Source organism: Thiosulfativibrio zosterae, assembly GCF_011398155.1.
Classification (GTDB): Bacteria; Pseudomonadota; Gammaproteobacteria; order Thiomicrospirales; family Thiomicrospiraceae; genus Thiosulfativibrio; species Thiosulfativibrio zosterae.
Genome location: NZ_AP021888.1, coordinates 330001 through 354590, shown reverse-complemented (window position 1 = coordinate 354590; position 24590 = coordinate 330001). Strand labels below are relative to the sequence as shown.

The window sequence follows — 24590 nt, the reverse complement described above, 5'->3', positions numbered from 1 at the left end:
AATGTTTTTGCAAGACTTAACTCGCAAAATGTCTATAAAATAGGGTTTTACGATTTCACCAGGAAAACCATGCAGCGGTTTTGGCATCATCTAAAACAATTTGTTGGCTATAGTGATATTTCTTACAGTCACACGGAAAAAACCGTTTCCGCACTGGGTGGCTTTGTGGCGATTTTGGGTATTTTGTGGGTCACCGAAAGTTTATTGGGTTTTCCCGCCAGCTTGGCTTTGGTGGTGTCGATGGGCGCTTCGTCGATATTGCTGTTTGCCAATCCGCATGGTCAAATTTCACAACCCTGGTCTTTGTTTGGCGGACACCTATTGGCGGCGGCCATTGGCGTAACCTGTGCGCAATGGATTAGCGAACCCTTTGTGGCAGGCGCCTTAACCATTGGCCTAAGCATAGCCGGTATGCAGTATTTTCGCTGTATTCATCCTCCTGGAGGGGCAACGGGCTTAACCGCCGTGTTGGGCGGTGAGCAAATTCAGCAACTCGGTTATAGTTATTTGCTCACCCCAGTGTTGCTTGATTTGTTAATTTTATTAACGGTTGCCATGGCGTTTAACAGTCTCTTTAATTGGCGGCGTTATCCTGCGTATTTTCAACGCCAAGTTGAAGGTGCGGCAAAACCCAGTTTGCCAACCCAGCAAACCTCTTTAACCCACGGGGATTTTTTAGATGCCCTAAAGCAAATGGATTCTTTTATTGATGTGAATGAGCACGATTTAAAGAAACTGTTTGAACTGGCCAGCCAGAGCGCACAGCAATCCCAGCTCAGTGCCGAAGACATTCAATTGGGGCGTTGTTACAGCAATGGGGCGATTAATGACGACTGGGAAGTTCGACAAATCATTGATGAATCGCCCAATGCTTTGCCTGAAAAAGATCAGGTTATTTTTAAACAGGTTGCCGGAAAACGCCAAACCCAAAGCCAACACCTAAGCCGCCAAGCCTTTGCACACTGGGCCAAATTTGAAGTGGCTTTTGAAAATAACCACTGGGTTCGCAAAACTGCCGACTCAAAATAAGCGACAATAAACTCATTCACTCAACCTAAATACAGGGTATTTTTAAATTATGAACCATTTGATTAAACTCGGACTGCTCGGTTGTTTACTGGCATTGAGTGGCTGCCAAGAAAAAACGCCAGAGAAGGTGACACAATGGCCCCTGCAAAAAACCTGCGACCTGCACCATAACACCTGTTTAGCCGAAGTTAAAGATGCCAAGGTTTCCTTAACCATTAACCCACAACCCATTCCCATCGCCCGACCTTTGGGCATTACGGTCATGATTGATGGTTTGGCGGCACAACAGGTAGAGTTGGATATTTCTGGGGTAAATATGTATATGGGTTACAACCGTATTCCCTTGACTTCAACAAAACCGGGGCGTTTTGTGGGCACTTCTATGCTGGCGTTTTGCACCACCGACAAAATGGAATGGCAGGTAACCGTGATGATTCAACAGCCCAATGGTGAACAGGTGCAAGTGCCCTTTTTGTTAGAAACGCAAAATAACTAGATCCATCACTAGAGCCATCACTATGGTTTTGCGTATTTGGCTTTCAACGCATCTGCCACCACCGGATGCACAAACTCGGTGACATTGCCGCCCAAGACCGAAATTTCGCGCACCAAACTCGATGAGATATAACTGTATTGCTCGGCGGGTGTCATAAACATGGTTTCGATTTCGGGGGCGAGTTTGCGGTTCATCGACGCCAACTGAAACTCATATTCAAAATCCGACACCGCTCGTAAGCCGCGCAATAAAACATGTCCACCGATGTCGTGTACAAAGTCGACTAACAAGCCTTCAAAACCCACCACTTCAACATTGGGCAAGCCTGCGGTGACCACCTGAGCCAACGCTATACGCTCTTGCAAACTAAACAAAGAATGTTTGTTACGATTTTGCGCCACAGCTATCACCAAACGGTCATAAAAACGCGCCGCGCGCTCAATCAAATCAAAATGACCTGCGGTAATCGGATCAAAAGTCCCAGGATAAACAGCCGTAATAGACATCCGTGTAAAACCTCAAATTAGGGTCGTCATAAAAAGCACCGTTTAAGCGCAGCAAATTCCGCTTTGAATCGCCTCGCCTAAATCAAACAGAAGCTTACCAAAAATAACCAGGCCTGGTTAAATTTCGGCAAGAAAAAGCCATTTTAAAGGTGTTGAAACGCCTTAAACATAAAAGAACCTGCTGACCAATTAATCGCATTATTGGCAGATTCGCCTTGATTTATGTTTGACCTATCGAGTAAATTAATACCATTATCAAAACAATTACAGAAGTTATACAGATTTCAATCCTGCAAAAAGCATGGATATTTCAAATTTGTTATAGCGGTTTCACTCGAGAGATTCATGACAAACCCGACCACCGATCCCACTTTAGAAGTACCCAACCAAATCATTGAGCCTAATTCGTTAGACAAACAATCTAAACTTAGAGTGGTTGGTGTGGGTGCAAGTGCCGGCGGCTTAGAAGCCTTGCAACTGATGGTGGCCAATTTGCCCATGGATTCAGATATGTGTTTTATCGTGGCACAACATCTGTCGCCTTCCTATAAAAGCATGATGGTGGATTTACTTGAAAAAGGCGCCACTCTAGAGGTGGTTGCCGCTAAGAATCACGAGCCCCTCAAAGCCAACTGCATTTACATTTGTCCACCCAATTACAATATTGAAATTGATTCAGCCGACCGCATTATCCTAACCAACTTTGGTGAAAGCCGCCATTCACCCCGCCCCTCGGTCGATATGTTGTTTGAATCTATTGCCATTGCCAAGGGCGAAGATGCCATTGGGATTATTTTGTCTGGCACAGGTTCTGATGGCTCACGCGGCGTCAGAGCCATCAAAGGTGAAGGGGGTTTTGCCATTGCGCAATCACCTGCGTCTGCCAAATATGATGGCATGCCCAATTCAGCCATCAACTCTGGCAATATTGACCTGATTGTCGCGCCTGAAGAAATTGGCGTTGAACTGCAAAACCTCATTAAATTCCCCAAAAGAAAACCTTCTGAAGTCGAAAGCACCATTCCCCGCGAAGTTTACAATGCTGTGTTGCGCCGCCTAAAACGCGCTTACAAGGTTGACTTTACGCTCTACAAAGAAACCACCATAGTGCGTCGTATTGAGCGACGTATGATTGTTTTAAAAATTACTAAGGTTGAAGACTACCTTTCTTACTTAGGGCAAAACGAAGCAGAAATCACTTTCTTGTTTAACGATATGCTAATTGGCGTCACTTCGTTTTTTAGAGATGCCAAAGCCTTTGAAGCCTTACATAGCGAGTTAAAGCAATACTTAGAACACAAAGATTCTAAAACGGTGCGCGTATGGGTTGCTGGTTGCTCAACGGGTGAAGAAGCCTATACGATTGCCATGATTATTCATGAAATCTTAGGCACTAAGGTTGAAGAATATAAAGTTCAAATTTTTGCCTCCGACATCGACAAGCGCGCCATAGAGTTTGCGCGCTTAGGGCGTTACAGCGAAAGTGCTTTGCAAGACTTACCTAAGACCTTTAAGCAAAAATATTTCACCATTTCACAAGAACAATATGAAATTATTAAGCCGGTAAAAGCCAATGTTATTTTCTCTGAGCATGACTTAATCAGTTCACCGCCATTTTTGCGCCTAGACTTGATCTCTTGTCGCAATGTCATGATTTACTTCAATCTTGAATTACAACGCCAAATTTTACCCATTTTTCATTATGCGCTTAACCCAAGTGGGCTGCTGTTTTTAGGGCAGTCAGAGTCCATTGGCGTATTTCAAGAGCAATTTAGAGCCCTATCTAAAAGCGCCAAAATTTACGCAGCTGCTTTTACGGGTAAAAAGATTCCACCAGACCGCAACCTTAGCTCTCGCACCATCGAAGACTATATTGAGGTGGTCAAAAAAATCCCGACTAAGCCAGAGTTGAGCAAACACAATACCCGCTTAACAGAATTGATTACCGAGCGTTTGAACAGCATTTTTATCAACAATGCGGTTTTGGTGAATGAGAGCGCTGAAATTGTGTTTAGCCAAGGTATCAACCCCTTACTGGTGCGACCTGAAGGCGTACCCACCAATAATATTTTTAAAAATCTACACCCTTCTTTAAGTGTGGACTTGCGTGCTGCTCTGCATCAACTGCAAAACGGCCAAGCGTTAGTCAGCACCAGTTTTCAAAAAGTTAAACTGCACAATGAAAATGTTTGGGCAAAATTAATATTAACCGAAATCTCTCACCAAGCGGGCATTGGCAAACTCACTTTAATTTATTGCCAAGTTGAACGCGAGTTGGATATGCCTTTGATTATGAGTGACAACTCTGAAGTTAATAGTGTTTTAGCACAAGAGCAAGAACGCCAACTCATGAAAACCAAAGAACAGTTACAAACGGTGATTGAAGAGCTCGAAACCTCAAACGAAGAAATGCAGTCTATGAACGAGGAGTTGCAAAGCTCTAACGAAGAATTGCAAAGCTCCAATGAAGAACTCGAAACCACCAACGAAGAACTGCAATCCACCAACGAAGAACTGCAAACGGCTTATGCAGAATTGCGACTCGCCTATGAAGACAAAGAAGCGCAGCAAAAAGAACTTTCTAAATTGCAAGAAGAACTCGAATTAGCCAACCAACTGCTAGAAGAAGCCGAGCAGCTGGGTAAAACCGGTTCTTGGCGCTGGGACTTAAAAGAACACAGCTTAACCTGGTCTCAAGGGAGCTATCGTCTGTTTGGCGTATCTGATGAGCGCTTTACCCCGTCTTATGAGGCATTTATTGGCTTAGTCTATCCGGAAGATCGCCAAGCCTTAGAAAACCATTTGTCATTGTTGTTGACCAACCAAACGCACAATAGCTTTAAGTTTAGAGCTTACGACGCCAATAAACAGATTATGTGGGTTGCACTAGAGGCCTTGGTTTCGTTCAGCCATCTCAAACAAGCTGAAACGGTGATCGGTACCTTTAAAAACATTACCCAAAAAATACAAACGCAAAATGAGCTGGACGCAAAAACCATTAAAATTGAATATTTAATGCAACACAGTTTAAACGGCATTTATATTTTTGATTTCAATACCACTCAAAATGTATATGTCAACAACAACTACACCAAAATTACCGGCTACACCATGGAACAGTTGAACAACCTGACGGATGAAGCCTTTTTAGCACTCTTTCACCCAGACGACTTAGACGCCGTGTTAGAACATATGAACCAAGTTAAAAACGGGCGTTTAGGGGAAGCCTTTGCGCTCAAATATCGTTTTAAACATCGTTTAACTCAGGAATATGTCACGCTTTATTCCAATGACACCGTCTTTGAAACCAATCCAATCACTCATCAACCCAACAGTATGCTGGGGACTTTTTTTGAAGTGGAAGAATGAGCGGTAGTATGAGCATCCCCGATTCGAAAGACCTGTCAGCTCACGATTTAGCGGCTTTAATCACCCAAGAAGTCGCGGGATGCGATTTATCGGCTGAAACACGCCTAGCACTGGAAACACTCACTCAGATATTAAAGGATTCAGCTGCTTGCAACACATCGTTAGATGAAAGCAATAGCCCCCAAAAAACAACACAACTCCCCGATAACGCAAAATTTTATTTTGATCTATTTGAAAAATCGCCTATCGGATTATGCCTGCTCGATAAACATCTCAAGGTCATCCTTGCAAATCCTGAGGCACGGCAATTAACCAGTTGCGACTTCACCCCCAATTCACTCACTAAGAGCAACCGTTCATTCACCAGTTGTATTGTGAAAGGTGTGAAATCTTTTTTAGGGTGGATTCATGCTTCTAATCGACACATTCCATTAGAAATTACCCTATTCCACCCTAAAAATACCGGCGAAGTTCAATTACTTAACGCTCCGCTTGAAATACACCAACAAAAATATTTCCTAATCAGCCTGGTTTCTATTCACAAACAAAAGCGCATCTCTGAATCTGCCAAACTCTACCAGCTGGCATTTGATAAAACCCATGAAGGCATCTTGATTACCGATGGCGAGCGTAAAATTATTGATGTGAATCCTGCTTTTACGGAAATGACAGGTTACAGTCGACATGAAGCTTTAGGTAAAAAACCAAACTTTTTAAAATCTGGAAAACACACCCCCGATTTTTATGAAGAAATGAACGACATCCTAGAAGATAAAGGCGTTTGGCAAGGCATTATTTATAACAAAAACAAAGATGGCCGAATAATCCCTGAAGAACTTAAAATTACCGCCATTTTTACTTCGCCAGAAGAGGAAGGCCCACCTAAACCGGATTACTTTTTAGCCATTTATGAAAATGCAGAAGATCGCTTAAAAGCAACCCAAAAATTATCTGAGCTGGCAGAAACCGATAGCTTGACCAAACTGGCAAATCGTGCCGGATTTAATCGATACCTGAAAGGTGCGTTTGATGAAGCACAACGCAATGGTGAAGAACTCAGTTTGCTCATGATTGACTTAGATAAGTTTAAAAGTCTTAATGACAATTATGGTCATCATTATGGTGACGAAATGCTCAAAGCATTTGCCAAACGCATTACCAATCAACTCAAAAGCAGCGATTATATTGCCCGCTTGGGGGGCGATGAATTTATGGTTATTATCAACAATGAAATGACCACCAATAGCTTAGAACACTTGGCTCAAAAACTCATTTTAAAACTCTCTGAACCCTATCAGTTACTAGACATTAGTTATAGTGTTACCGTCAGTATCGGTATTGCCCGCTACCCTGATGATGCCATTCAACTCGACAAGCTTTTAACCACCGCGGATGCGGCGATGTATCAAGCCAAACAAGCCGGCAGAAACCAGTTTAAATTTTATGATGCGCTAGAGTATGAAACCCATAGCCAACAAGAAAAAACACTCACCGAGTTGGCCAGAGCAATTGATACGCAACAATTTGAATTATATTATCAACCACAACACGATATGCGAACGGGACAATTGACCGGATTTGAATCTTTGGTGCGCTGGTCAACCGATGAAGGCATTGTAATGCCCGGTGCGTTTATACCTTTAATTGAAAATACGCCACTGATCGTGACCTTAGGAAACCAATTACTCTCACAAGTTTTTCACCATATCGTAATGTGGCAAACTAAAGGCATCCATTGGCCAATTTCCATCAACTTTTGCAGCTATCAACTCCAATCCACCCAGGCGATGCATCACTTAGCCCGTTTGACAGAAATTTACCCCACCGTGCCTGCACAATTGCATATCGAAATGACCGAAACCTCTCTTTTTGAAAGAGATTCTGTGATTGAACAGCATATTCAACAGCTGCAAGCCTTAGGGTTCAAATTGGTTTTAGATGACTTTGGAACGGGCTTTGCCTCTATCTATAGCCTTAAGAAATTTAAGTTTGAAACCATCAAAATTGATAAGTCGTTTGTAGACAGTATTGAAGAAAATGACGCTGAAGGTTTGTTATTGCTGGATGGTATTATTGATTTAATTCAAGCCTTAAAAATCAACATTGTTTGTGAAGGTGTTGAAACGCTGCAACAAGTGAACTACCTCACTGACAAAGACTGCCCCATTGCACAAGGTTTTTATTACAGCCAAGCCATTCATAAAAGTGAAGTTGTTAAATACTGCAAACCTTTCCTAAAGGATTAGATTCGCTCAAAGAGATGGGGCTTGTTCTCGCTTAAACAGTCCAAATCTCACTTGCGAAGTGGTTTTTTCTCGATGACACACCCAACCTTCTGGCAATTTTGGCCAATCTAAGGCTTTTTCTTGCTCTAAATATAACCAGGCGTGGTTATTTTTAAGCCAGTTTTGGGCAAAAATTAGGTCAATTGCAGGTTGCATTAAGTCTTGATGGAATGGTGGGTCTAGAAAAATAATGTCAAATGCGGTGGCAGGCTGTGCGTTTAACCAAGTTAAACTGTTGGTTTGCACAATTTGGGCTTTGTCGGTTTTTAAGGTGTGTAGATTTTGTTTGAGTTGTTGCGCATTGGCAGCATCGAGTTCTAAAAAAAACACCTGATCAGCACCACGAGATAAGGCTTCAAAGCCTAAAGCACCCGAACCAGCAAATGCGTCCAAGCAAGTTGCACGGGGCACTTCGTATTGCAACCAGTTAAAGACGGTTTCTTTAACCCTATCAGAGGTGGGCCGCAAACCTTCGGCTTGTCGCACCGGAAGTTTACGACCTCTAAACTCGCCCCCAATAATACGCACTTGCCCTAAGGGCGTTGGCGCATGGGATGCGGATTTGGGGGGCTTAGTGGAACGATGTGATCGCGCCATTAAAACCTCAAATTAAGCAGCCACTTTGATATTTTGGAATACGCCCTGATAAATCAACGCATCCACATTAACAACGATGACCATGGAAGCTCCAACACTGGCAATGCCGTGCAGGTAGGTGTCATCAATCATTTCGCCATTGTTAAAGGCAGGTGCATTTTGTAAATCACCCAGATTAATCGATTCAACATCGCTAACGCCATCAACGACCAAACCAACCATCTTTTCTTTGTGACTGTCGTTTTTATCGACAATACGCGTAATAATCACCACGGTGCTGTCGTCATAGGTGGGTTCACCAATTTTAAAGCGTTGGCGTAAATCAACCACCGGTACAACCGCACCACGAATATTGATGACCCCTTTTACATAGTCAGGCACTCCTGGAAGCTTGGTGGTTGGCTCCCATCCGCGGATTTCTTGCACGCGTAAAATATCCATGCCGTAGGTTTCTGCACCCAGTAAAAAAGTTAAACATTGTTCATCATGATGAGCGCCTGTTTGGGCTAACTCTCCGTTTTCACTCATATCGGCCATGTATGACCTCCCCTGTTCGATTGAGACACCTTGCGTTTTTCACGCATTTCACCGTAAGACTTTACCACAAAATAGGGTTATTTTTACGAATAAGCAACAGTTTTCACCCTGACCTGAAAAATTCACATTAAAAACCATAATATTCGTGCCAAATTAGTGTTAAATATACTTATCTGTTAATCATTACTGAAGGAGAAAAATCATGGAACGATTACAAGAAACTGGCACAATGATGGGCCGCTTAATGAAAGACATGCCTGCACAATTAAAAAGTTTTGGCGCGTTTGTAAAAGGGGCTGAAGCCGCAGGCGCTTTGGACGAAAAAACCAAACATTTAATGTTATTGTCTTTGGGCGTAGCCTTTCAATGTTCTTGGTGTATTGCAGTGCATACTAAAGGCTGCGTGGACGCGGGCTCAACCAAAGAAGAGATTTTAGAAGCCGCTATGATGGCAGTTGTCATGGGTGGCGGACCTAAATTGATGTACATTGAAGTGGTTTACGAAGAACTCGATAAATACTTCAAATAAGTCATTTCACATTTCAAGTTTGCGCGAAACAACGCAGTTTCGCGATGGGTATATTGGCTTTTAATTTAAAGGTTGCTATGCCCTTTTTTATATTCAAGCTACAATAAGGGTATGAAACTTTTCCCCTCTAAAGCTTGGATATTTTACATCCTAACGGCTCTGGCCTTTATGGCAATGCCCGTTGTCTTTTTTTATATGAACAGCGCACAACTTTACGGGCTTTCCGTGGATAGAATTGCGCCCGACTTTATCCTAAAAGACACCCAAGGCAATCCCCATACCCTTTCACAACATCGAGGGCGATTTGTGTATTTGTATTTTGGGTATCTTAATTGTAACGAAGTTTGCCATAACCAAGTGGGCGTGATGTTTAATCTGCATCATCAATCACATATGGACAATGTTGATTTTATTTTTATCACGATGGACCCAAAACGCGATAGTAATAAAATGCTCAATCAATATTTCAATCAATTTGGTGATAATTTTTATGCACTCACCGCCGAAAGCATGGCGCAAATCCAAGTGATTGCTAATCAATATCAAGCGTATTTTTTTGCGGAAGGCAAAGCCGACCCCAAAAAGGACTACGAAATCAGTCATCCGGGCAATATTTTCTTAATTGACCCCGATGGACGCCTCAAAGTGATTTATCCAAATCAGTTTTTAAGGTACGATAATATGCTCACAGACTTAAAATTTTTAAACCAATCTTTCAATCCTCAACTGAACTCTAGGAGCCAACCATGAGTCAAACCAATGCGACTTTATTAGACGCCGATAAAAAGGTGCTGTATATCCTACTGGCACACATTCCTTTTGTAGCTTTTTTAGCCCCCATGGGCTATGACACCTACGGGTTTGCCATGGGCGCAACAGCCGTTATAACGCTCATCGCCTTAGCGGGATTTTTTACTTTAAAAGGCACTCGTAGCTTCGGGATTTTATCCGGCGTTTTATTTATGCTTTTCTCTGCTACGCTGATTCAAACTCAGTTGGGGCGCATTGAAATGCACTTCCACATCTTTGTGGCCTTAGCATTCTTATTGATTTATAAAGATTGGTTAGTCGTGGTCGTTGCGGCGGCAGTGGGCGCAGTGCATCACGTGGTGTTAACGTTTATCCAGCTTAATGGATTAGAAATTGGCGGCATGCCGATTATGCTTTTTAACTATGGCTGCGATTGGGGTATTACTTTCCTTCACGCTTTATTTGTGGTGATTGAATCAGCTGTTTTGATTTACTACGCCATTATGATGAAAAAAGAACAAAATGCGTCAGAAGCCATTATGTCTGCGGTTAATTTGGTTTCTGCAGAATCACAATTTGGCACGCGTATTACAGAACAAACTGACCATCCTTCGGTAATCGCTTTAAATGCGTTATTGAATTCAATCGATAATGCCATTAAACAAATCAACACTGTTATGTCTGCCATTTCAAAAGGTCAATTTGAAAAACGCGTCACCGATAACTTCCAAGGCGACTTGGGTAAATTGAAAATTGCGGTTAATAATTCAGCCGACAGCGTCACCAAAACCATGTCCAGCTTAGAAGTGGTGATGGGGGGTTTAAGCAAAGGCGACTTTTCAGTGCGCATGAGCAACGATATTCAAGGCGAAGTGAAACAAAAAGTAGACGCTGCTATGCAACAAACGGGTGCATTCATTGCGGATGTTTCTAAAGTGATGGCGGCCTTATCGCAAGCTAACTTTAATGAGCGCGTGCATGCAGAAGCCAACGGTCAATTGGCAACCCTTAAAAAAGACATCAACAATGCCCTTGCCAATACGCAAACAGGGTTCGATGACATCAATGCGGCCTCTGCTCGCTTAGCCGCGGGGAAACTTAGCCAACCGATTACCAACACTTATCAAGGCGAGTTGAACACCATTAAAATCGGTATCAACACGGCATTCAGCAATCTCAGTAACTTAATTAACGAAGTGTCTGACATTAGCCACAATATTGTGAACGCCAGTGAAGGCATTTCTCATGACAGCCATGAATTGTCGAGCAGCTTGGCACATCAAGCACAACAATTGCAAGGCACCTCAAGCGCCATGGAAACCATGACGCATGACATTAAACAGTCTGTTGAAAGTGCCACCAAAGCGAACCAACTGTCTGACCGCGCCAAACATCAAGCGCAAGATGGCGCAAAAGTGATGGACGATACCATCCAGTCTATGCGTAGCATCCAAAACTCCAGTCAAAAAATTGCTGAGATTGTTGGTTTAATTGACAGCATTGCATTCCAAACCAACTTATTGGCATTGAACGCAGCGGTAGAAGCCGCCAGAGCCGGTGAACAGGGTCGTGGATTTGCGGTGGTTGCTGGTGAAGTGAGAAGTTTGGCACAAAAATCTGCCGATGCGGCCAAAGAGATTCGTTTATTAATTGAAACCACGGTCAATGCGATAGGTACGGGAACTCAGTTGGTCGAAAAATCAGGCAGCGCATTGAACGATATCAATGCGGGCATTAACAATGTCAGCAGCCTGATTTCTGAAATTGCCAATATGAGTTTGACCCAAGCGCGTGATATTGACAATATCAACCAACAAATCAGCAAAATGGATCAATCAACGCAAAACAATGCCGGCATTTCAGAACAAGCCTCTGGTTCAGCCGAACGTATGCTCGCCCAGATTAACCAGCTTGCACAAAGCTTAAGCAACTTTGAAACTCAAGGCGGTAGCAATCGTCGCATGAGCTCACCCAAGTTAGCCTTAGGTCACAAAAAGTAATTTCAGTTTTTCAGTTGACTGAACTCAAAACAAAGCCCGCAATTGCGGGCTTTATTTTTGGATTTTTTAAGCCAAAAACAACCAGGCCTGGTTGTTTTTAGCGTTTATAAACGCTGTAAAACGCTTTATTTAGGGGTTGGGTTACCAACCATTACCCTAAGCATTTGCTGATCCTCTAATAGTTTTTGCCATGCCGTCAAGACCTGTGCTTTGGTTAGCGCCGCCATTTGTTTAGGGAAGTCTTCTAAATAGTCTAATGGCAGATTGTAAAAACCAATCATCGATAAATAACCAATCAACTTTCCATTACTGTCCACACGCAAGGGGAAGCCACCGATTAAGTTATCTTTAATGGCTTGCAAATGACTTTCATCAAAGTCTTTTAAAAAGCCTTTTAGCGTTTCTTTAACCACCGCATCCGCTTCATAAGCACTGGCATTTTTGGTAGATAAACCAATCAAAAAAGGCCCTGCCACTTTCATTGGCGCTAGATAGCTGTAAACGCTGTAAACCAAGCCCCTTTTCTCACGGACATTTTCCATCAACAACGAACCAAAGCCACTGCCGCCCAACAGATGATTGCCTAAAAACAAGGCATAATAATCAGGATTGCCACGCTCAACACCGAGATGCGATAACGAATAATAGGTTTGACTAGAATCAAACTTGATATTGATATCCATCGCTTTAAACGAACTTGGTTTAGGCAAAGGCGCTGGTTTTTCGCCCGCTTTGAGTCCTTTTGATAAACTTTCGGCAATGTCTTTGGCTTGTTGTGGCGTGACATTTCCCACCATTGCAATCACGGTATTTTTAGCCACAAAATAGCGCTGATAAAACGCCTGTAAATCCTGTGTCGTTATCGGCGCAATGGTTTCTAAAGTGCCTTCCGTTGGGTGCGCATAAGGATGGTTGCCGTAGAGATTTTCCATCATGGCCTCAGACGCTATGGTCTGCGGTTTGGTGGTTTTTTGTTTAAGCGCTTGCGTGAGGCGACTTTTTTCGCGCGTTAAAATCTCTTCACTAAACACCGGCTGATGTAACACTTCCTGAAACATCGCTAAGGCAGGCTGCATAATGCTTGGACGCGTGAGAGTTTTGAGCGAGAGTTGTGCCATATCACGATTTGCCGAGCCGCCAATCTGTGCCCCCAAATCATTAAATGCCGCGGATATTTCATCTTCGGTGTGCTTAGTGGTGGCGGTTCCTAGCAAACCCATGGTCATATTGGCCAAGCCAAATTGAGCGCCATCTCGCGCTGAACCTGCGTCAAACGACACTTGAATATCGAGCATAGGTAATTCTGGCGAAGCCACAAACATAACTTTCGCCCCATTTGAGGTCTGCCAACTTTGAATATTGACATCCGCCCAAACTGACACACTGAGCGCCATCAATCCAACGCCCAAGACAGACTGTTTAACAATCGCTGAAAATAATATTTTAAAAGAATTCATCAGTGTACGCTCCCACCCATGGTAATTTGATTGGCGCCGGCTTTGGCTTCTTGACCATTTGGCAATAACTCTCCTACGGTCACCACATCGGGCGAGAAATATTTTTTAGCAACGGCTTGCACCTGTGTAGGCGTAACTTTGCGTAAATTCTCAATCCAATGTTCAAAGGTATCTGCGGGCAACCCTTTTGTCACCAAAGATCCTAGCACCATGGCTTGCGACTCGAGCGAGTCTTGATGAAACACATATTGAGCTTCTGACTGCGCTAATACCCTTTCTAACTCGGAGGCACTAATGGGTTCATCTTGCAGCTTTTGAATGGCTTGCCAAATGGAGGCCTCTAAATCCTTTAAGGTGTGGCCAGTGGCCGGTGAACCATTAAATAAAAACAACGTGCTTAAACGACTGGTTTCATCATATCCTGCACCCACACTGGTAGCGACTTGCGAACCACGAATCAACTGAGTTAAGCGCGCGCTGTCATCGCCGTCCAAAACACTCGATAATACTGACAAGGCATAGACTTCTTCAGGTTGCTCTGCCGTGAGCAGAGACGGTACATGAAACCCCATAATCATACTGGGCTCTTTGGTAGCGCCTTTAATCGTAATGCGGCGCTCGCCGACCTGGGGAATTTCAATTTGTGGCTTGGGGGGTTGAATGGTTTCAGGTTTAAGCGGCCCATAATATTTTTGAGCCAGTGCCAAAACTTGTTTAGGCTCAACATCGCCAACCACCACTAAGATGGCATTGTTTGGCGCATACCATTTTTGATACCAATCACGCACATCTTGTGGTTGATAATGCTGAATATCGGTCATCCAACCCACGGTTGGCGAATGCTGCGGACTGTTGACAAACGCGGCTGCCATAAATTGTTCATACAAAATAGATCCAGGTTTATCGTCGGTGCGCCAGCGGCGTTCTTCAGCGACCACATCGCGCTCTTTGAAAAACTCATCGTCTTTGACAATCATATTGCGCATACGATCGGCTTCCAATGCCATGACCGCTTCTAAATGTTGTTTGCCTATAATTTGATAATAAGCGGTCACATCTGACGAGGTAAAGGCATTTTGCTCGCCGCCCATTTGAGAAACGCGTTTGGAAAACTCGCCTGTTTTAAGGGTAGTGGTGTCTTTGAACATCATGTGTTCTAGCATATGTGAAATTCCCGTTAAGCCACCTGGTTCGTAATTTGAACCCACTCGATACCACACCTGATGCGCCACAACCGGCGCACGATGATTTTCGAGCACGACGATCTGCATTCCATTTTCAAGTTGATATTCTGCAACCTTGGCCTGAGCCGGCAACCATAAACACCAACTGATGATAATTACACCCAGCTTATGCATCATTAGGACTCCCTTATACGACAATTGATTGATTTTGTTTTATAATAACTGATTACATAAATCCATAGCATTTTCAAGTATGAACGAAAACTTGAAACTCTGAGTACTGCATTACCCAAACCACAAGGTCTACGAATGTTTAACCTGTTTCGTCGTAATAAAAAAACACCCAATACCCCAGAAGCTTCTGAAAAATCAGAAGAACTTTTGCCCGCAGAAGCGATGGCTGAAGTCATTGAAACACCTCAAGCCCCCGAGCCAGCGCCCCAAGTCGCAGCTGCGGCAGACCCAACACCCGCAACACCAGAAGTGCCCCAAAAAGTCACTAGCGAACCAGAACCGGTCAAAATAAGCCTGTTTACGCGTTTAAAAAATAGCCTTTGGAAAACCCGCCAAGGGTTTACTGAAAGCATTTCGGCATTGCTGTTAGGGCGCAAAGAGATTGATCGTGATTTTTTAGACGAATTAGAAATGATTTTGCTCACCGCCGATGTTGGCTTAGATGCGACAGATAAAATCATTGGCAACCTAACCCAACAGCTTTCTCGTAAAGAACTCAAAGACCCAGAAGCCCTGATTCACTCACTCAAAAATCAACTTAAACAATTGTTAGAGCCTGTGCAATCGCCGTTAAAAATTGAGCCACCGACTGATGGGCCATTTGTGATTCTCATGGTTGGTGTTAATGGCGTGGGCAAAACCACCACCATTGGCAAGCTGGCCAAAAAGTTTCAAAACGAAGGCAAGTCGGTCATGCTGGCGGCGGGAGATACCTTTCGTGCCGCTGCCGTTGAACAGCTTCAAACTTGGGGCGAACGCAATAAAGTACCCGTGATTGCTCAAAAAACAGGGGCAGATTCTGCCGCAGTTATTTTTGATGCCATACAGTCCGCCAAAGCTAAGAAAATTGATGTGCTGATTGCAGATACCGCAGGACGCTTGCATACCCAAAGTAATTTAATGGAAGAGTTACGCAAGGTAAAACGCGTGATTCAAAAAGTTGACGCCAGCGCACCGCATGAAGTGATGTTGGTGTTGGATGCTGGCACGGGACAAAACGCCATCAATCAAGCTAAACAATTCCACGAAGCCATGCACCTAACCGGACTTACCTTGACCAAACTTGATGGAACTGCAAAAGGTGGTGTCATTTTTGCTTTAGCTCAACAGTTGGGCATTCCTGTTAGGTTTATTGGGGTGGGAGAAGCGATTGATGACCTCAGACCTTTTAATGCCAACGATTTTGCCGAAGCTTTGTTTGATCAATCTGCATAAACCCGAGATGTTATGAAACTGCCAGAAACTCAAAACGCCAATCATCAATATGCCTTTAAAAAAGGCTATCGTTTAGCCCAAGAAGGTAAATCACTGAGCGCGATGCCCAGTGCTATTCGATATGACAGTGAAATGCGCGAGTATTTTCAACAAGGTTGGAATCAGTTTCAAGAAGACATTGCTTTGGCAGAAGAAGAACAAGAATCTCCATGGCGCCGCAGAGCGGCTTGGTATTTAATGATGATTTTGGCAGGCATTGGCACAGCCAGTTTAATGATTGATGAAATCGAACAAGCCAAGCAAGCCAAACAACCTGATACTTTGCAAGTGACCAAAACTGAGATGGCCACGCCTGAGATTTCCGCACCCAAAAGGTCTATAAATGAAGCCACTGCAACAACAGAATCGACAAATCCTGCTTTGCAAACAAATGCTCAAGACTTGGCAACCACTGAGCTTTCTCTGCTAAACGACAACGCTCGCCAAGATTTGATTCTTAACAAAGCCGAGCAAAAACAAGCGGCAGAACCCAAACCTCTTGAGGAGGTTTTGGTTCAATCTAATATACATTTGCGTGTGGCTCAGCTGACATCCAACATTAAAGACAAAAAAGCCATCGATAACTTTAACGATGAAATCATCCCCAAAAGTGTTCGTAAACTCTATTACTTTACGCAAATAGAGGGTGCCAAAGGTGAAACAATTTATCACCGTTGGCGCTATCAAAATCAAATTATGGCAACGATTCCACTGACTATAAAAGCCGATGTGTATAGAACCTGGTCAAGCAAACGCATGAGCAGTGCTTGGCAGGGAGAATGGACTTTAGAAGTTTTAAATGCGCAACAGCAACCCATTCATAGACAAACTTTTAGGTATGTTCAATGATTCAAAAGGTTAGACTGGCTGCCATTTTAGTGGCTGCAGTTTTATTAAGTAACTGTAGCATTAATAATAGCAGAACCATTTATCAGCCAGATTATGGGCGCAACACGGGTGAAATTTCTGCCAAAAACCCGCCGCCTAGCACCCATAACAATATTTGTAAAATTTACCAATATGACCGCCAGTGGTTAACCGCGGCAAAAGCTTCGGAAAAGAAATGGGGCACACCCGACTATGTCTTAATGGCTATCGTGCACCAAGAATCCAAATTTGTGAAACATGCCCGCCCAAGTTATCGCGGTGCCGATTCATCAACAGCTTATGGTTACGCTCAGGCGCAAGAACTGACTTGGAAAGAATATCAAGAAGCCACCAATAATCCTCGTGCAAAGCGCACCAGCATTAAAGACAGCTTAGATTTTATTGGATGGTATAACCAAAATACCAATCAACGTAATAAAGTCCCAAAAACAGACACCAGAAACTTATATCTCGCCTACCATGAAGGTAATGGTGGATTTGAACGCAAAACCTATCAAAAGAAGCCTTGGCTGTTAAAAGTTGCTAAAAAAGTGACCCAACTCGCTAACGACTATAAATCTCAAGCCAAAAGCTGTCGACGCTAAACTGCCTTTTTAAAGCTGAAAAAGCCCAAAAACAAAGCAAATTTAACCAGGCCTGGTCATTTTTGATGATTTTTAGCCATAAATAAGGCCCTTAACGGGCCTTCTTAATGTCTTGATAGAAATTTACAGATCAGGGTTTGTAACGTTCAAACACAACAGAAGCGTTTGTTCCACCAAATCCAAAACTATTACTCATGATACGGTTTAAACCTGCGTTCTCGATGAGTTGCGTAACAATTGGCATACCTTCACACAAGGGATCAAGGTTATCAATATTGATTGATGGCGCAATGAAATCGTTTTCTAACATACAAAGACTGTAGATAAACTCATGAACACCTGCGGCACCCAAAGAGTGACCTGACATGGATTTCGTAGAGCTAATTTTGGGGATTTTATCTCCAAACACTTCACGGATGGCTGCGGCTTCTTTGGTATCACCTACAGGCGTAGACGTACCGTGTGGATTAATGTAGTCGACTTCACCTTTGACAGTGCTTAGTGCCATTTGCATACAACGCACCGCACCTTCACCAGAGGGTGCAACCATATCATAGCCGTCAGAGTTAGCACCGTAACCGGTGATTTCAGCGTAAATCTTTGCGCCACGCGCTAATGCATGCTCAAGCTCTTCAACCACCACCATACCGCCACCACCAGCGATAACAAACCCATCACGGTCAGCATCATAGGCTCTAGAAGCTTTTTCAGGAGTGTCATTGTATTTAGTGGATAAAGCACCCATTGCGTCAAATAATACAGACATTGTCCAATGTAGTTCTTCACCACCACCTGCAAAAACCACATCTTGTTTACCCAGTTGGATTTGCTCTACTGCAGTACCAATACAATGTGCCGAAGTTGAACAGGCTGAGCTGATGGAATAGTTAATACCTTTAATCTTAAAAGGGGTAGCTAAACAAGCAGAAACGGTTGAACCCATGGTGCGAGTCACCATGTAAGGCCCAACACGCTTAACACCCTTTTCTTTGGCAATATCAACGGCTGAAGTTGAGTTAGAGTTTGAACCACCGCCTGAACCTGCAATCAAACCTGTTCTTGGGTTAGAAACCTGATCTTCAGTTAAACCAGAATCTGCAACCGCTTGTTGCATCGCAATATAACTATAAGCTGCGGCATCGCCCATAAAACGCAATTGTTTGCGGTCTATCAGTTCTGCAAAATCTAAATTTTTAACGGCACCGTGTACCTGTGAACGCAATCCGTTTTCAGCATATTCAGGTGCAAATACAATACCTGATTTACCCTGACGCAGTGAATCTGTCACTTCTTGTTTATTGTTGCCGATACTTGAAACAATACCCACACCGGTAATAACGACTCTTTTCATAATTAAAAGCTATCCGTATTAGTAAATAAACCAACCTTTAAATCGGTTGCACTGTAAATTTCACGACCATCAACAAACATCTTCGCATCACCTAAACCCATGTAAAGTTTGCGCTTGATGACACGCTTCATATCAATGACATATTCAACTTTCTTAGCCGTAGGTAACACTTGACCATAAAACTTAACTTCACCGCAGCCCAAGGCACGTCCACGACCTGGACCACCCGTCCAGCCTAAGAAGAAACCAATCAGTTGCCACATAGCGTCAACGCCTAAACATCCTGGCATCACGGGATCTTCATTAAAATGACATTCAAAGAACCATAAATCCGGGGTTATATCAAATTCCGCTCGAATTTGGCCTTTACCATATTCGCCGCCTTCTTCAGAAATGTGGGTAATACGATCCATCATGAGCATTGGCGGTAAAGGTAGCTGGGCATTACCTGGGCCAAAAAGTTCTCCACGACCACTCGATAATAGCTCTTCTTTGGTATAACTAGATTGTTGTTCCATTATGATTCCATATAAAAAATAACATTTTGAATTATAGCATCCCTAAATTAAAGTTGGTACTTGAGTCTGGTCTTTTCGAACGCTTATAAAAAAATTAAATAAAAAAAAACCCGCATGAGCGGGTTCTTAAAATATGGTGCCGAAAGAGGGACTCGAACCCCCAACCTACTGATTACAAATCAGTTGCACTACCAGTTGTGCTATTTCGGCGAATTGGTGCGTATTATAGAGTGAATTTTTTTATAGTCAAACTTTTTTTTAAACTTTATTAATTATTTCTGACATCCCAATTAAGGTTAAGTCTTCTATGTAATTAAAGGGCTTATCCAATAGCGGTGCAAGCGTTAAAAAGTCCCCACCAGTACCTACACACTCAAAAAGTCGACCGGTTTCAGCTTCTAGATCCGCTAACAAATTGTTGATATAAGCACTGGTCATATACAAGCAACCACCGTGTATTGCAGCAGCCGTGCTATTTCCTAATAAGCCTTCATTCGAATCATTAACACCCAAAAGCGTCATAGAAAGATTTTCGCCACCCGCGGCTAAACTTTCATGTTGTAACCTTAGGCCCGGTGTTATTAATCCACCTAAATGTTTTTTATCAATCACAACATCGATGGTAAGAGCAGTCCCTGCATCAACAATAAATGTGGGCATAGTACTCGATGCACAGGCACCCAAAATAGCCAACCAACGATCAACACCCAATTTTTTGAAATCTTGGTAACCATTTAACACACCACAACACTCTGGCTGAGTGGTAATCATATGCGGAAAAATTTCAAATTCGGACTTTACTTTGCTGTTTAACAAAAATTCAATTCTTGAATGCCCTACCGAAGAAATAAACACCCGAGTAAACTTATGACCCTGCAAAGAAAATAGCTCGGTCAAAGACTCTTCTTCAAGCCATTCAATCGGGAATGATCCTAAATATTCATAGGATTTCTTAGACAAGATACTCGCCTTTACACGGGTATTGCCTAACTCAATTAATAAAGACATATAAACTCTCTAAGTTGGACGAATCGATGTTCGACCACTGTTAAATATCTGCTGTGCGCCGTTGATTAAAACGATTGGAAAACCATCAGGGTTCAAGCCTAAATATTCTCCCGGCCACTGGGAATCGCAATCATACACAATAACGCTTTGTCCGATTGAAAAATAATCAAATGTTGGCAGCTCTAACAGTTTTAATCGGTATTCATCAAGCGTTATACTCGGCAATAAGGACAATTTTGCAACTAATGCATCTAACAAATTATCCTTGGATTCCACATCTAGATATGAAGCTGAATAACTGCTATCTGAAGAACTTTCGGGTTGCGATAAATTTATACCAATGCCTATATTTAAGAAATACTGTTTGTTTAGAGATTTCACTAATTCGATCAAACAACCTGATATCTTTCCCTTCTCATCATAAATATCATTTGGCCATTTTACAAAAAGTTGTTGATTGGTAAAAGACAAGAAAACTTCCCTGATTAAACAGGCTGTCACAACGCTAATCATAGGCGTTACAAAATTTGAATCTATAGGCAAGGCTAAGGTAAATGTTAATGAGCGATGATTGGAATGCCAGTTACGACCATTTTGTCCATAACCCGCAGTTTGAGACTCAGAAGCACATAACACAGCCTCTGATGCGGCATTCAAAGACAAATAAGATTTAAGAAATAGACTGGTAGAATCAACAGACTGAAGTTTAAAGGTAATCATATGAAAAATATCTAGGCAAAAAAAAACCCGCCATCAAAGATAAGCGGGTTTTAGGAATGAAGCTTGGAGATGACCTACTCTCACATGGCACCTGCCACACTACCATCGGCGCTAAGTCGTTTCACTTCTGAGTTCGGGATGGGATCAGGTGGTTCCAACTTGCTATGGTCCCCAAGCAATAGGGTTATGTTCTTACTGAAGTGTTGTATATGATTTTATTCTTAATCAACACCCTGACTCAGTAACAACTGAATTTAGAATAAATCTCGTAAAGAGTTTAAATTTATTAGTAACAATTTCAAATGTCTAAGCATTTTCTCAAGCTCAACATGTCATCTCAAATGTTTTAATTCAACATTCAAAGTCACTTTTGAGTTGTATAGTTAAGCCTCACGGGTAATTAGTACAAGTTAGCTTCACACATTACTGCGCTTCCACACCTTGCCTATCAACGTCTTAGTCTCAAACGGCCCTTTAGAAGACTTAAAGTCTAGGGAAAACTTATCTTGAGGCAGGTTTCCCGCTTAGATGCTTTCAGCGGTTATCCTTTCCGAACGTAGCTACCGGGCAATGCCATTGGCATGACAACCCGAACACCAGCGGTTCGTCCACTCCGGTCCTCTCGTACTAGGAGCAGCCCCTCTCAATTTTCCAACGCCCACGGCAGATAGGGACCGAACTGTCTCACGACGTTCTAAACCCAGCTCGCGTACCACTTTAAATGGCGAACAGCCATACCCTTGGGACCGACTTCAGCCCCAGGATGTGATGAGCCGACATCGAGGTGCCAAACACCGCCGTCGATATGAACTCTTGGGCGGTATCAGCCTGTTATCCCCGGAGTACCTTTTATCCGTTGAGCGATGGCCCTTCCACACAGAACCACCGGATCACTAGAACCTGCTTTCGCACCTGCTCGACGTGTCAGTCTCGCAGTCAAGCACCCTTTTACTCTTGCGCTCATTGCACGATGTCCGACCGTGCTGAGGGTACCTTCGCGCTCCTCCGTTACTCTTTAGGAGGAGACCGCCCCAGTCAAACTACCCACCATACACTGTCCCTGACCAGGATTCACTGGCCTAGGTTAGAACCTCAATAATATCAGGGTGGTATTTCAAGATTGGCTCCACAAGGACTGGCGTCCCTGCTTCAAAGCCTCCCACCTATCCTACACAGATAGTATCAAAGTCCAGTGCAAAGCTGTAGTAAAGGTTCACGGGGTCTTTCCGTCTAGCCGCGGGTACGCAGCATCTTAACTGCGAGTTCAATTTCGCTGAGTCTCGGGTGGAGACAGTGTGGCCATCATTACGCCATTCGTGCAGGTCGGAACTTACCCGACAAGGAATTTCGCTACCTTAGGACCGTTATAGTTACGGCCGCCGTTTACCGGGGCTTCGATCAAGAGCTTCGCGTTAGCTAACCCCATCAATTAACCTTCCGGCACCGGGCAGGCGTCACACCCTATACGTCATCTTTCGATTTTGCAGAGTGCTGTGTTTTTAGTAAACAGTTGCAGCCACCTGGTCTCTGCAACCCCCACTAGCTTAGAGAGCAAGTCTCATCACCGGCAGGGGCACACCTTCTCCCGAAGTTACGGTGTTATTTTGCCTAGTTCCTTCACCCGAGTTCTCTCAAGCGCCTTGGAATTCTCATCCTGACCACCTGTGTTGGTTTGGGGTACGATTCTTTATTACCTGAAGCTTAGAAGCTTTTCTTGGAAGCATGGCATCAATCACTTCGTCCATACGGACTCGTCATCAGTTCTCAGCATTAAACCCCCGGATTTGCCTAAGGGTTCTGCCTACGACCTTAAACTTACAAAACCAACTGTAAGATGACCTAGCCTTCTCCGTCCCTCCATCGCAGTAATAAAAAGTGCAGGAATATTAACCTGCTTCCCATCGACTACGCTTCTCAGCCTCGTCTTAGGGGTCGACTAACCCTACGTCGATTAACGTTGCGTAGGAAACCTTGGTCTTTCGGCGAGGGTGCTTTTCACACCCTTTATCGCTACTTATGTCAGCATTCGCACTCGTGATATCTCCAGCATGCTTTCCAACACACCTTCACAGACTTACACGACGCTCCTCTACCATGCCTTACGGCATCCACAATTTCGGTACTATACTTAGCCCCGTTAAATCTTCGGCGCAGGCCGACTCGATCAGTGAGCTATTACGCTTTCTTTAAAGGGTGGCTGCTTCTAAGCCAACCTCCTGACTGTCTAAGCCTTCCCACATCCTTTCCCACTTAGTATAGTTTAGGGACCTTAATTGGTGGTCTGGGTTGTTGCCCTCTTGACTACGGACGTTAGCACCCGCAGTCTGTCTCCCATGATTGCACTTCTTGGTATTCGGAGTTTGCAATGGGCTGCTAAGCCTTGACGGCCCGCTAGACCATAACAGTGCTCTACCCCCAAGAGTGATACATGAGGCACTACCTAAATAGTTTTCGAGGAGAACCAGCTATCTCCGAGCTTGATTAGCCTTTCACTCCGATCCACAACTCATCCCCAAATTTTTCAACATTTGTGGGTTCGGTCCTCCAGTACCTGTTACGGCACCTTCAACCTGGCCATGGATAGATCGCCCGGTTTCGGGTCTACGCCATGCAACTAGTCGCCCATTTAAGACTCGGTTTCCCTACGGCTCCCCTATTCGGTTAACCTTGCTACATAACGTAAGTCGCTGACCCATTATACAAAAGGTACGCGGTCACCCAACAAGTGGGCTCCCACTGCTTGTACGTACACGGTTTCAGGTTCTATTTCACTCCCCTTCAGGGGTTCTTTTCGCCTTTCCCTCACGGTACTGGTTCACTATCGGTCGGTAGAGAGTATTTAGCCTTGGAGGGTGGTCCCCCCATCTTCGAACAGGATTTCACGTGTCCCGTCCTACTCGTATAACAGCTAATAAGGTTTCGCATACAGGACTATCACCTTGTACCGTTAGTCTTTCCAGACTATTCTGCTACCTTAATAACCGCTTTAGGGCTGGTCCCCGTTCGCTCGCCGCTACTTGGGGAATCTCGGTTGATTTCTTTTCCTCCGGGTACTTAGATGTTTCAGTTCTCCGGGTTAGCTTCCTGCAAGCAGGATATCCATTAAGGATGGGTTTTCCCATTCGGAAATCCACGGATCAAAGCTCGTTTACTAGCTCCCCGTGGCTTATCGCAAGTTACTACGTCCTTCGTCGCCTTCTACCGCCTAGGCATCCACCGTGTACGCTTAGTCACTTAACTATACAACTCAAAAATAACTTTATGCCTTTTGTTGATTGGTTACCCAATCTATAA

The 24590-nt window shown here is 43.6% G+C and carries 19 protein-coding genes, 1 tRNA gene and 2 rRNA genes; 10 read left to right on the top strand and 12 right to left on the bottom strand.

Going from position 1 to position 24590, the window contains the following annotated elements:
* Positions 1-69: 69 nt before the first annotated feature.
* Positions 70-1029, top strand: coding sequence for an HPP family protein (locus THMIRH_RS01370; RefSeq protein WP_173290024.1), 960 nt, complete (start codon positions 70-72; stop codon positions 1027-1029).
* A gap of 49 nt (positions 1030-1078) precedes the next feature.
* Positions 1079-1525, top strand: a complete 447-nt coding sequence (locus THMIRH_RS01365) for a hypothetical protein (protein ID WP_173290022.1) — start codon at positions 1079-1081, stop codon at positions 1523-1525.
* A 20-nt stretch (positions 1526-1545) separates the two neighbouring features.
* Here THMIRH_RS01365 and coaD read toward each other — a convergent pair whose 3' ends face one another.
* The gene (coaD, locus tag THMIRH_RS01360; protein ID WP_173290020.1) at positions 1546-2031 is read right to left on the bottom strand and encodes a pantetheine-phosphate adenylyltransferase; all 486 of its coding nucleotides are present in this window, start codon (positions 2029-2031) and stop codon (positions 1546-1548) included.
* 345 nt (positions 2032-2376) lie between these two features.
* Here coaD and THMIRH_RS01355 point away from each other — a divergent pair, with 345 nt between their 5' ends.
* Positions 2377-5400, top strand: coding sequence for a CheR family methyltransferase (locus THMIRH_RS01355; protein ID WP_173290018.1), 3024 nt, complete (start codon positions 2377-2379; stop codon positions 5398-5400).
* Positions 5397-7646 (top strand): EAL domain-containing protein, encoded by a 2250-nt coding sequence (locus THMIRH_RS01350; RefSeq protein WP_173290016.1) that lies wholly within the window; start codon positions 5397-5399, stop codon positions 7644-7646. Before THMIRH_RS01355 ends, THMIRH_RS01350 begins: the two co-directional genes overlap by 4 nt.
* A gap of 6 nt (positions 7647-7652) precedes the next feature.
* On the opposite strand, the gene rsmD is transcribed toward THMIRH_RS01350, so the two are convergent.
* Both rsmD and THMIRH_RS01340 read right to left on the bottom strand, forming a co-directional pair.
* Positions 7653-8282 carry a 16S rRNA (guanine(966)-N(2))-methyltransferase RsmD gene (gene rsmD / locus THMIRH_RS01345; protein ID WP_173290014.1) on the bottom strand — a complete coding sequence of 210 codons (630 nt, stop codon included), beginning with the start codon at positions 8280-8282 and terminating at the stop codon, positions 7653-7655.
* Positions 8283-8294: 12 nt separating this feature from the next.
* Complete coding sequence (locus THMIRH_RS01340) at positions 8295-8819, bottom strand: chemotaxis protein CheW (protein WP_173290012.1); 525 nt, start codon at positions 8817-8819, stop codon at positions 8295-8297.
* A gap of 202 nt (positions 8820-9021) precedes the next feature.
* Here THMIRH_RS01340 and THMIRH_RS01335 point away from each other — a divergent pair, with 202 nt between their 5' ends.
* From THMIRH_RS01335 to THMIRH_RS01325, 3 genes are all read left to right on the top strand, one after another.
* Positions 9022-9348 carry a carboxymuconolactone decarboxylase family protein gene (locus tag THMIRH_RS01335; protein WP_243831464.1) on the top strand — a complete coding sequence of 109 codons (327 nt, stop codon included), beginning with the start codon at positions 9022-9024 and terminating at the stop codon, positions 9346-9348.
* Between the two features lie 111 nt (positions 9349-9459).
* Positions 9460-10098 carry an SCO family protein gene (locus THMIRH_RS01330; RefSeq protein ID WP_173290010.1) on the top strand — a complete coding sequence of 213 codons (639 nt, stop codon included), beginning with the start codon at positions 9460-9462 and terminating at the stop codon, positions 10096-10098.
* On the top strand, positions 10095-12098 hold the full coding sequence (locus tag THMIRH_RS01325) for a methyl-accepting chemotaxis protein (protein WP_173290008.1): 2004 nt from the start codon (positions 10095-10097) through the stop codon (positions 12096-12098). The genes THMIRH_RS01330 and THMIRH_RS01325 overlap by 4 nt, the downstream gene beginning before the upstream one ends.
* Positions 12099-12223: 125 nt before the next feature.
* On the opposite strand, the gene THMIRH_RS01320 is transcribed toward THMIRH_RS01325, so the two are convergent.
* Entirely contained in the window at positions 12224-13555 is a 1332-nt protein-coding gene (locus THMIRH_RS01320) for a M16 family metallopeptidase (protein ID WP_173290006.1), read from the bottom strand.
* On the bottom strand, positions 13555-14916 hold the full coding sequence (locus THMIRH_RS01315; protein ID WP_173290004.1) for a M16 family metallopeptidase: 1362 nt from the start codon (positions 14914-14916) through the stop codon (positions 13555-13557). Before THMIRH_RS01315 ends, THMIRH_RS01320 begins: the two co-directional genes overlap by 1 nt.
* 132 nt (positions 14917-15048) lie before the next feature.
* Here THMIRH_RS01315 and ftsY point away from each other — a divergent pair, with 132 nt between their 5' ends.
* Genes ftsY through THMIRH_RS01300 form a run of 3 tightly spaced genes read left to right on the top strand, consistent with a single transcriptional unit; the run spans position 15049 to position 17699 of the window.
* Complete coding sequence (gene ftsY, locus THMIRH_RS01310) at positions 15049-16188, top strand: signal recognition particle-docking protein FtsY (protein ID WP_173290002.1); 1140 nt, start codon at positions 15049-15051, stop codon at positions 16186-16188.
* A 12-nt stretch (positions 16189-16200) separates the two neighbouring features.
* Positions 16201-17076 carry a DUF2914 domain-containing protein gene (locus THMIRH_RS01305; protein WP_173290001.1) on the top strand — a complete coding sequence of 292 codons (876 nt, stop codon included), beginning with the start codon at positions 16201-16203 and terminating at the stop codon, positions 17074-17076.
* Positions 17073-17699: a transglycosylase SLT domain-containing protein gene (locus THMIRH_RS01300; protein WP_173289999.1), complete on the top strand. Its 627-nt coding sequence runs from the start codon at positions 17073-17075 to the stop codon at positions 17697-17699. The genes THMIRH_RS01305 and THMIRH_RS01300 overlap by 4 nt, the downstream gene beginning before the upstream one ends.
* Positions 17700-17829: 130 nt before the next feature.
* Here the strand turns inward: THMIRH_RS01300 and fabB are convergent, their stop codons facing one another.
* The 7 genes from fabB to THMIRH_RS01265 form a co-directional block, all read right to left on the bottom strand.
* Positions 17830-19050 (bottom strand): beta-ketoacyl-ACP synthase I, encoded by a 1221-nt coding sequence (gene fabB, locus THMIRH_RS01295; protein ID WP_173289997.1) that lies wholly within the window; start codon positions 19048-19050, stop codon positions 17830-17832.
* A gap of 2 nt (positions 19051-19052) precedes the next feature.
* A complete protein-coding gene (fabA, locus tag THMIRH_RS01290) occupies positions 19053-19568 on the bottom strand; it encodes a 3-hydroxyacyl-[acyl-carrier-protein] dehydratase FabA (protein WP_173289995.1) in 516 nt (171 codons plus the stop codon).
* 134 nt (positions 19569-19702) lie between these two features.
* Positions 19703-19778, bottom strand: a tRNA-Thr gene (locus tag THMIRH_RS01285).
* Between the two features lie 48 nt (positions 19779-19826).
* On the bottom strand, positions 19827-20576 hold the full coding sequence (locus tag THMIRH_RS01280) for a type III pantothenate kinase (protein WP_173289993.1): 750 nt from the start codon (positions 20574-20576) through the stop codon (positions 19827-19829).
* Positions 20577-20585: 9 nt separating this feature from the next.
* Complete coding sequence (locus THMIRH_RS01275; RefSeq protein ID WP_173289991.1) at positions 20586-21296, bottom strand: biotin--[acetyl-CoA-carboxylase] ligase; 711 nt, start codon at positions 21294-21296, stop codon at positions 20586-20588.
* Positions 21297-21357: 61 nt separating this feature from the next.
* Positions 21358-21472, bottom strand: a 5S ribosomal RNA gene (gene rrf / locus THMIRH_RS01270).
* A gap of 203 nt (positions 21473-21675) precedes the next feature.
* Positions 21676-24536 (bottom strand): 23S ribosomal RNA (locus THMIRH_RS01265).
* Between the last annotated feature and the right edge of the window lie 54 nt (positions 24537-24590).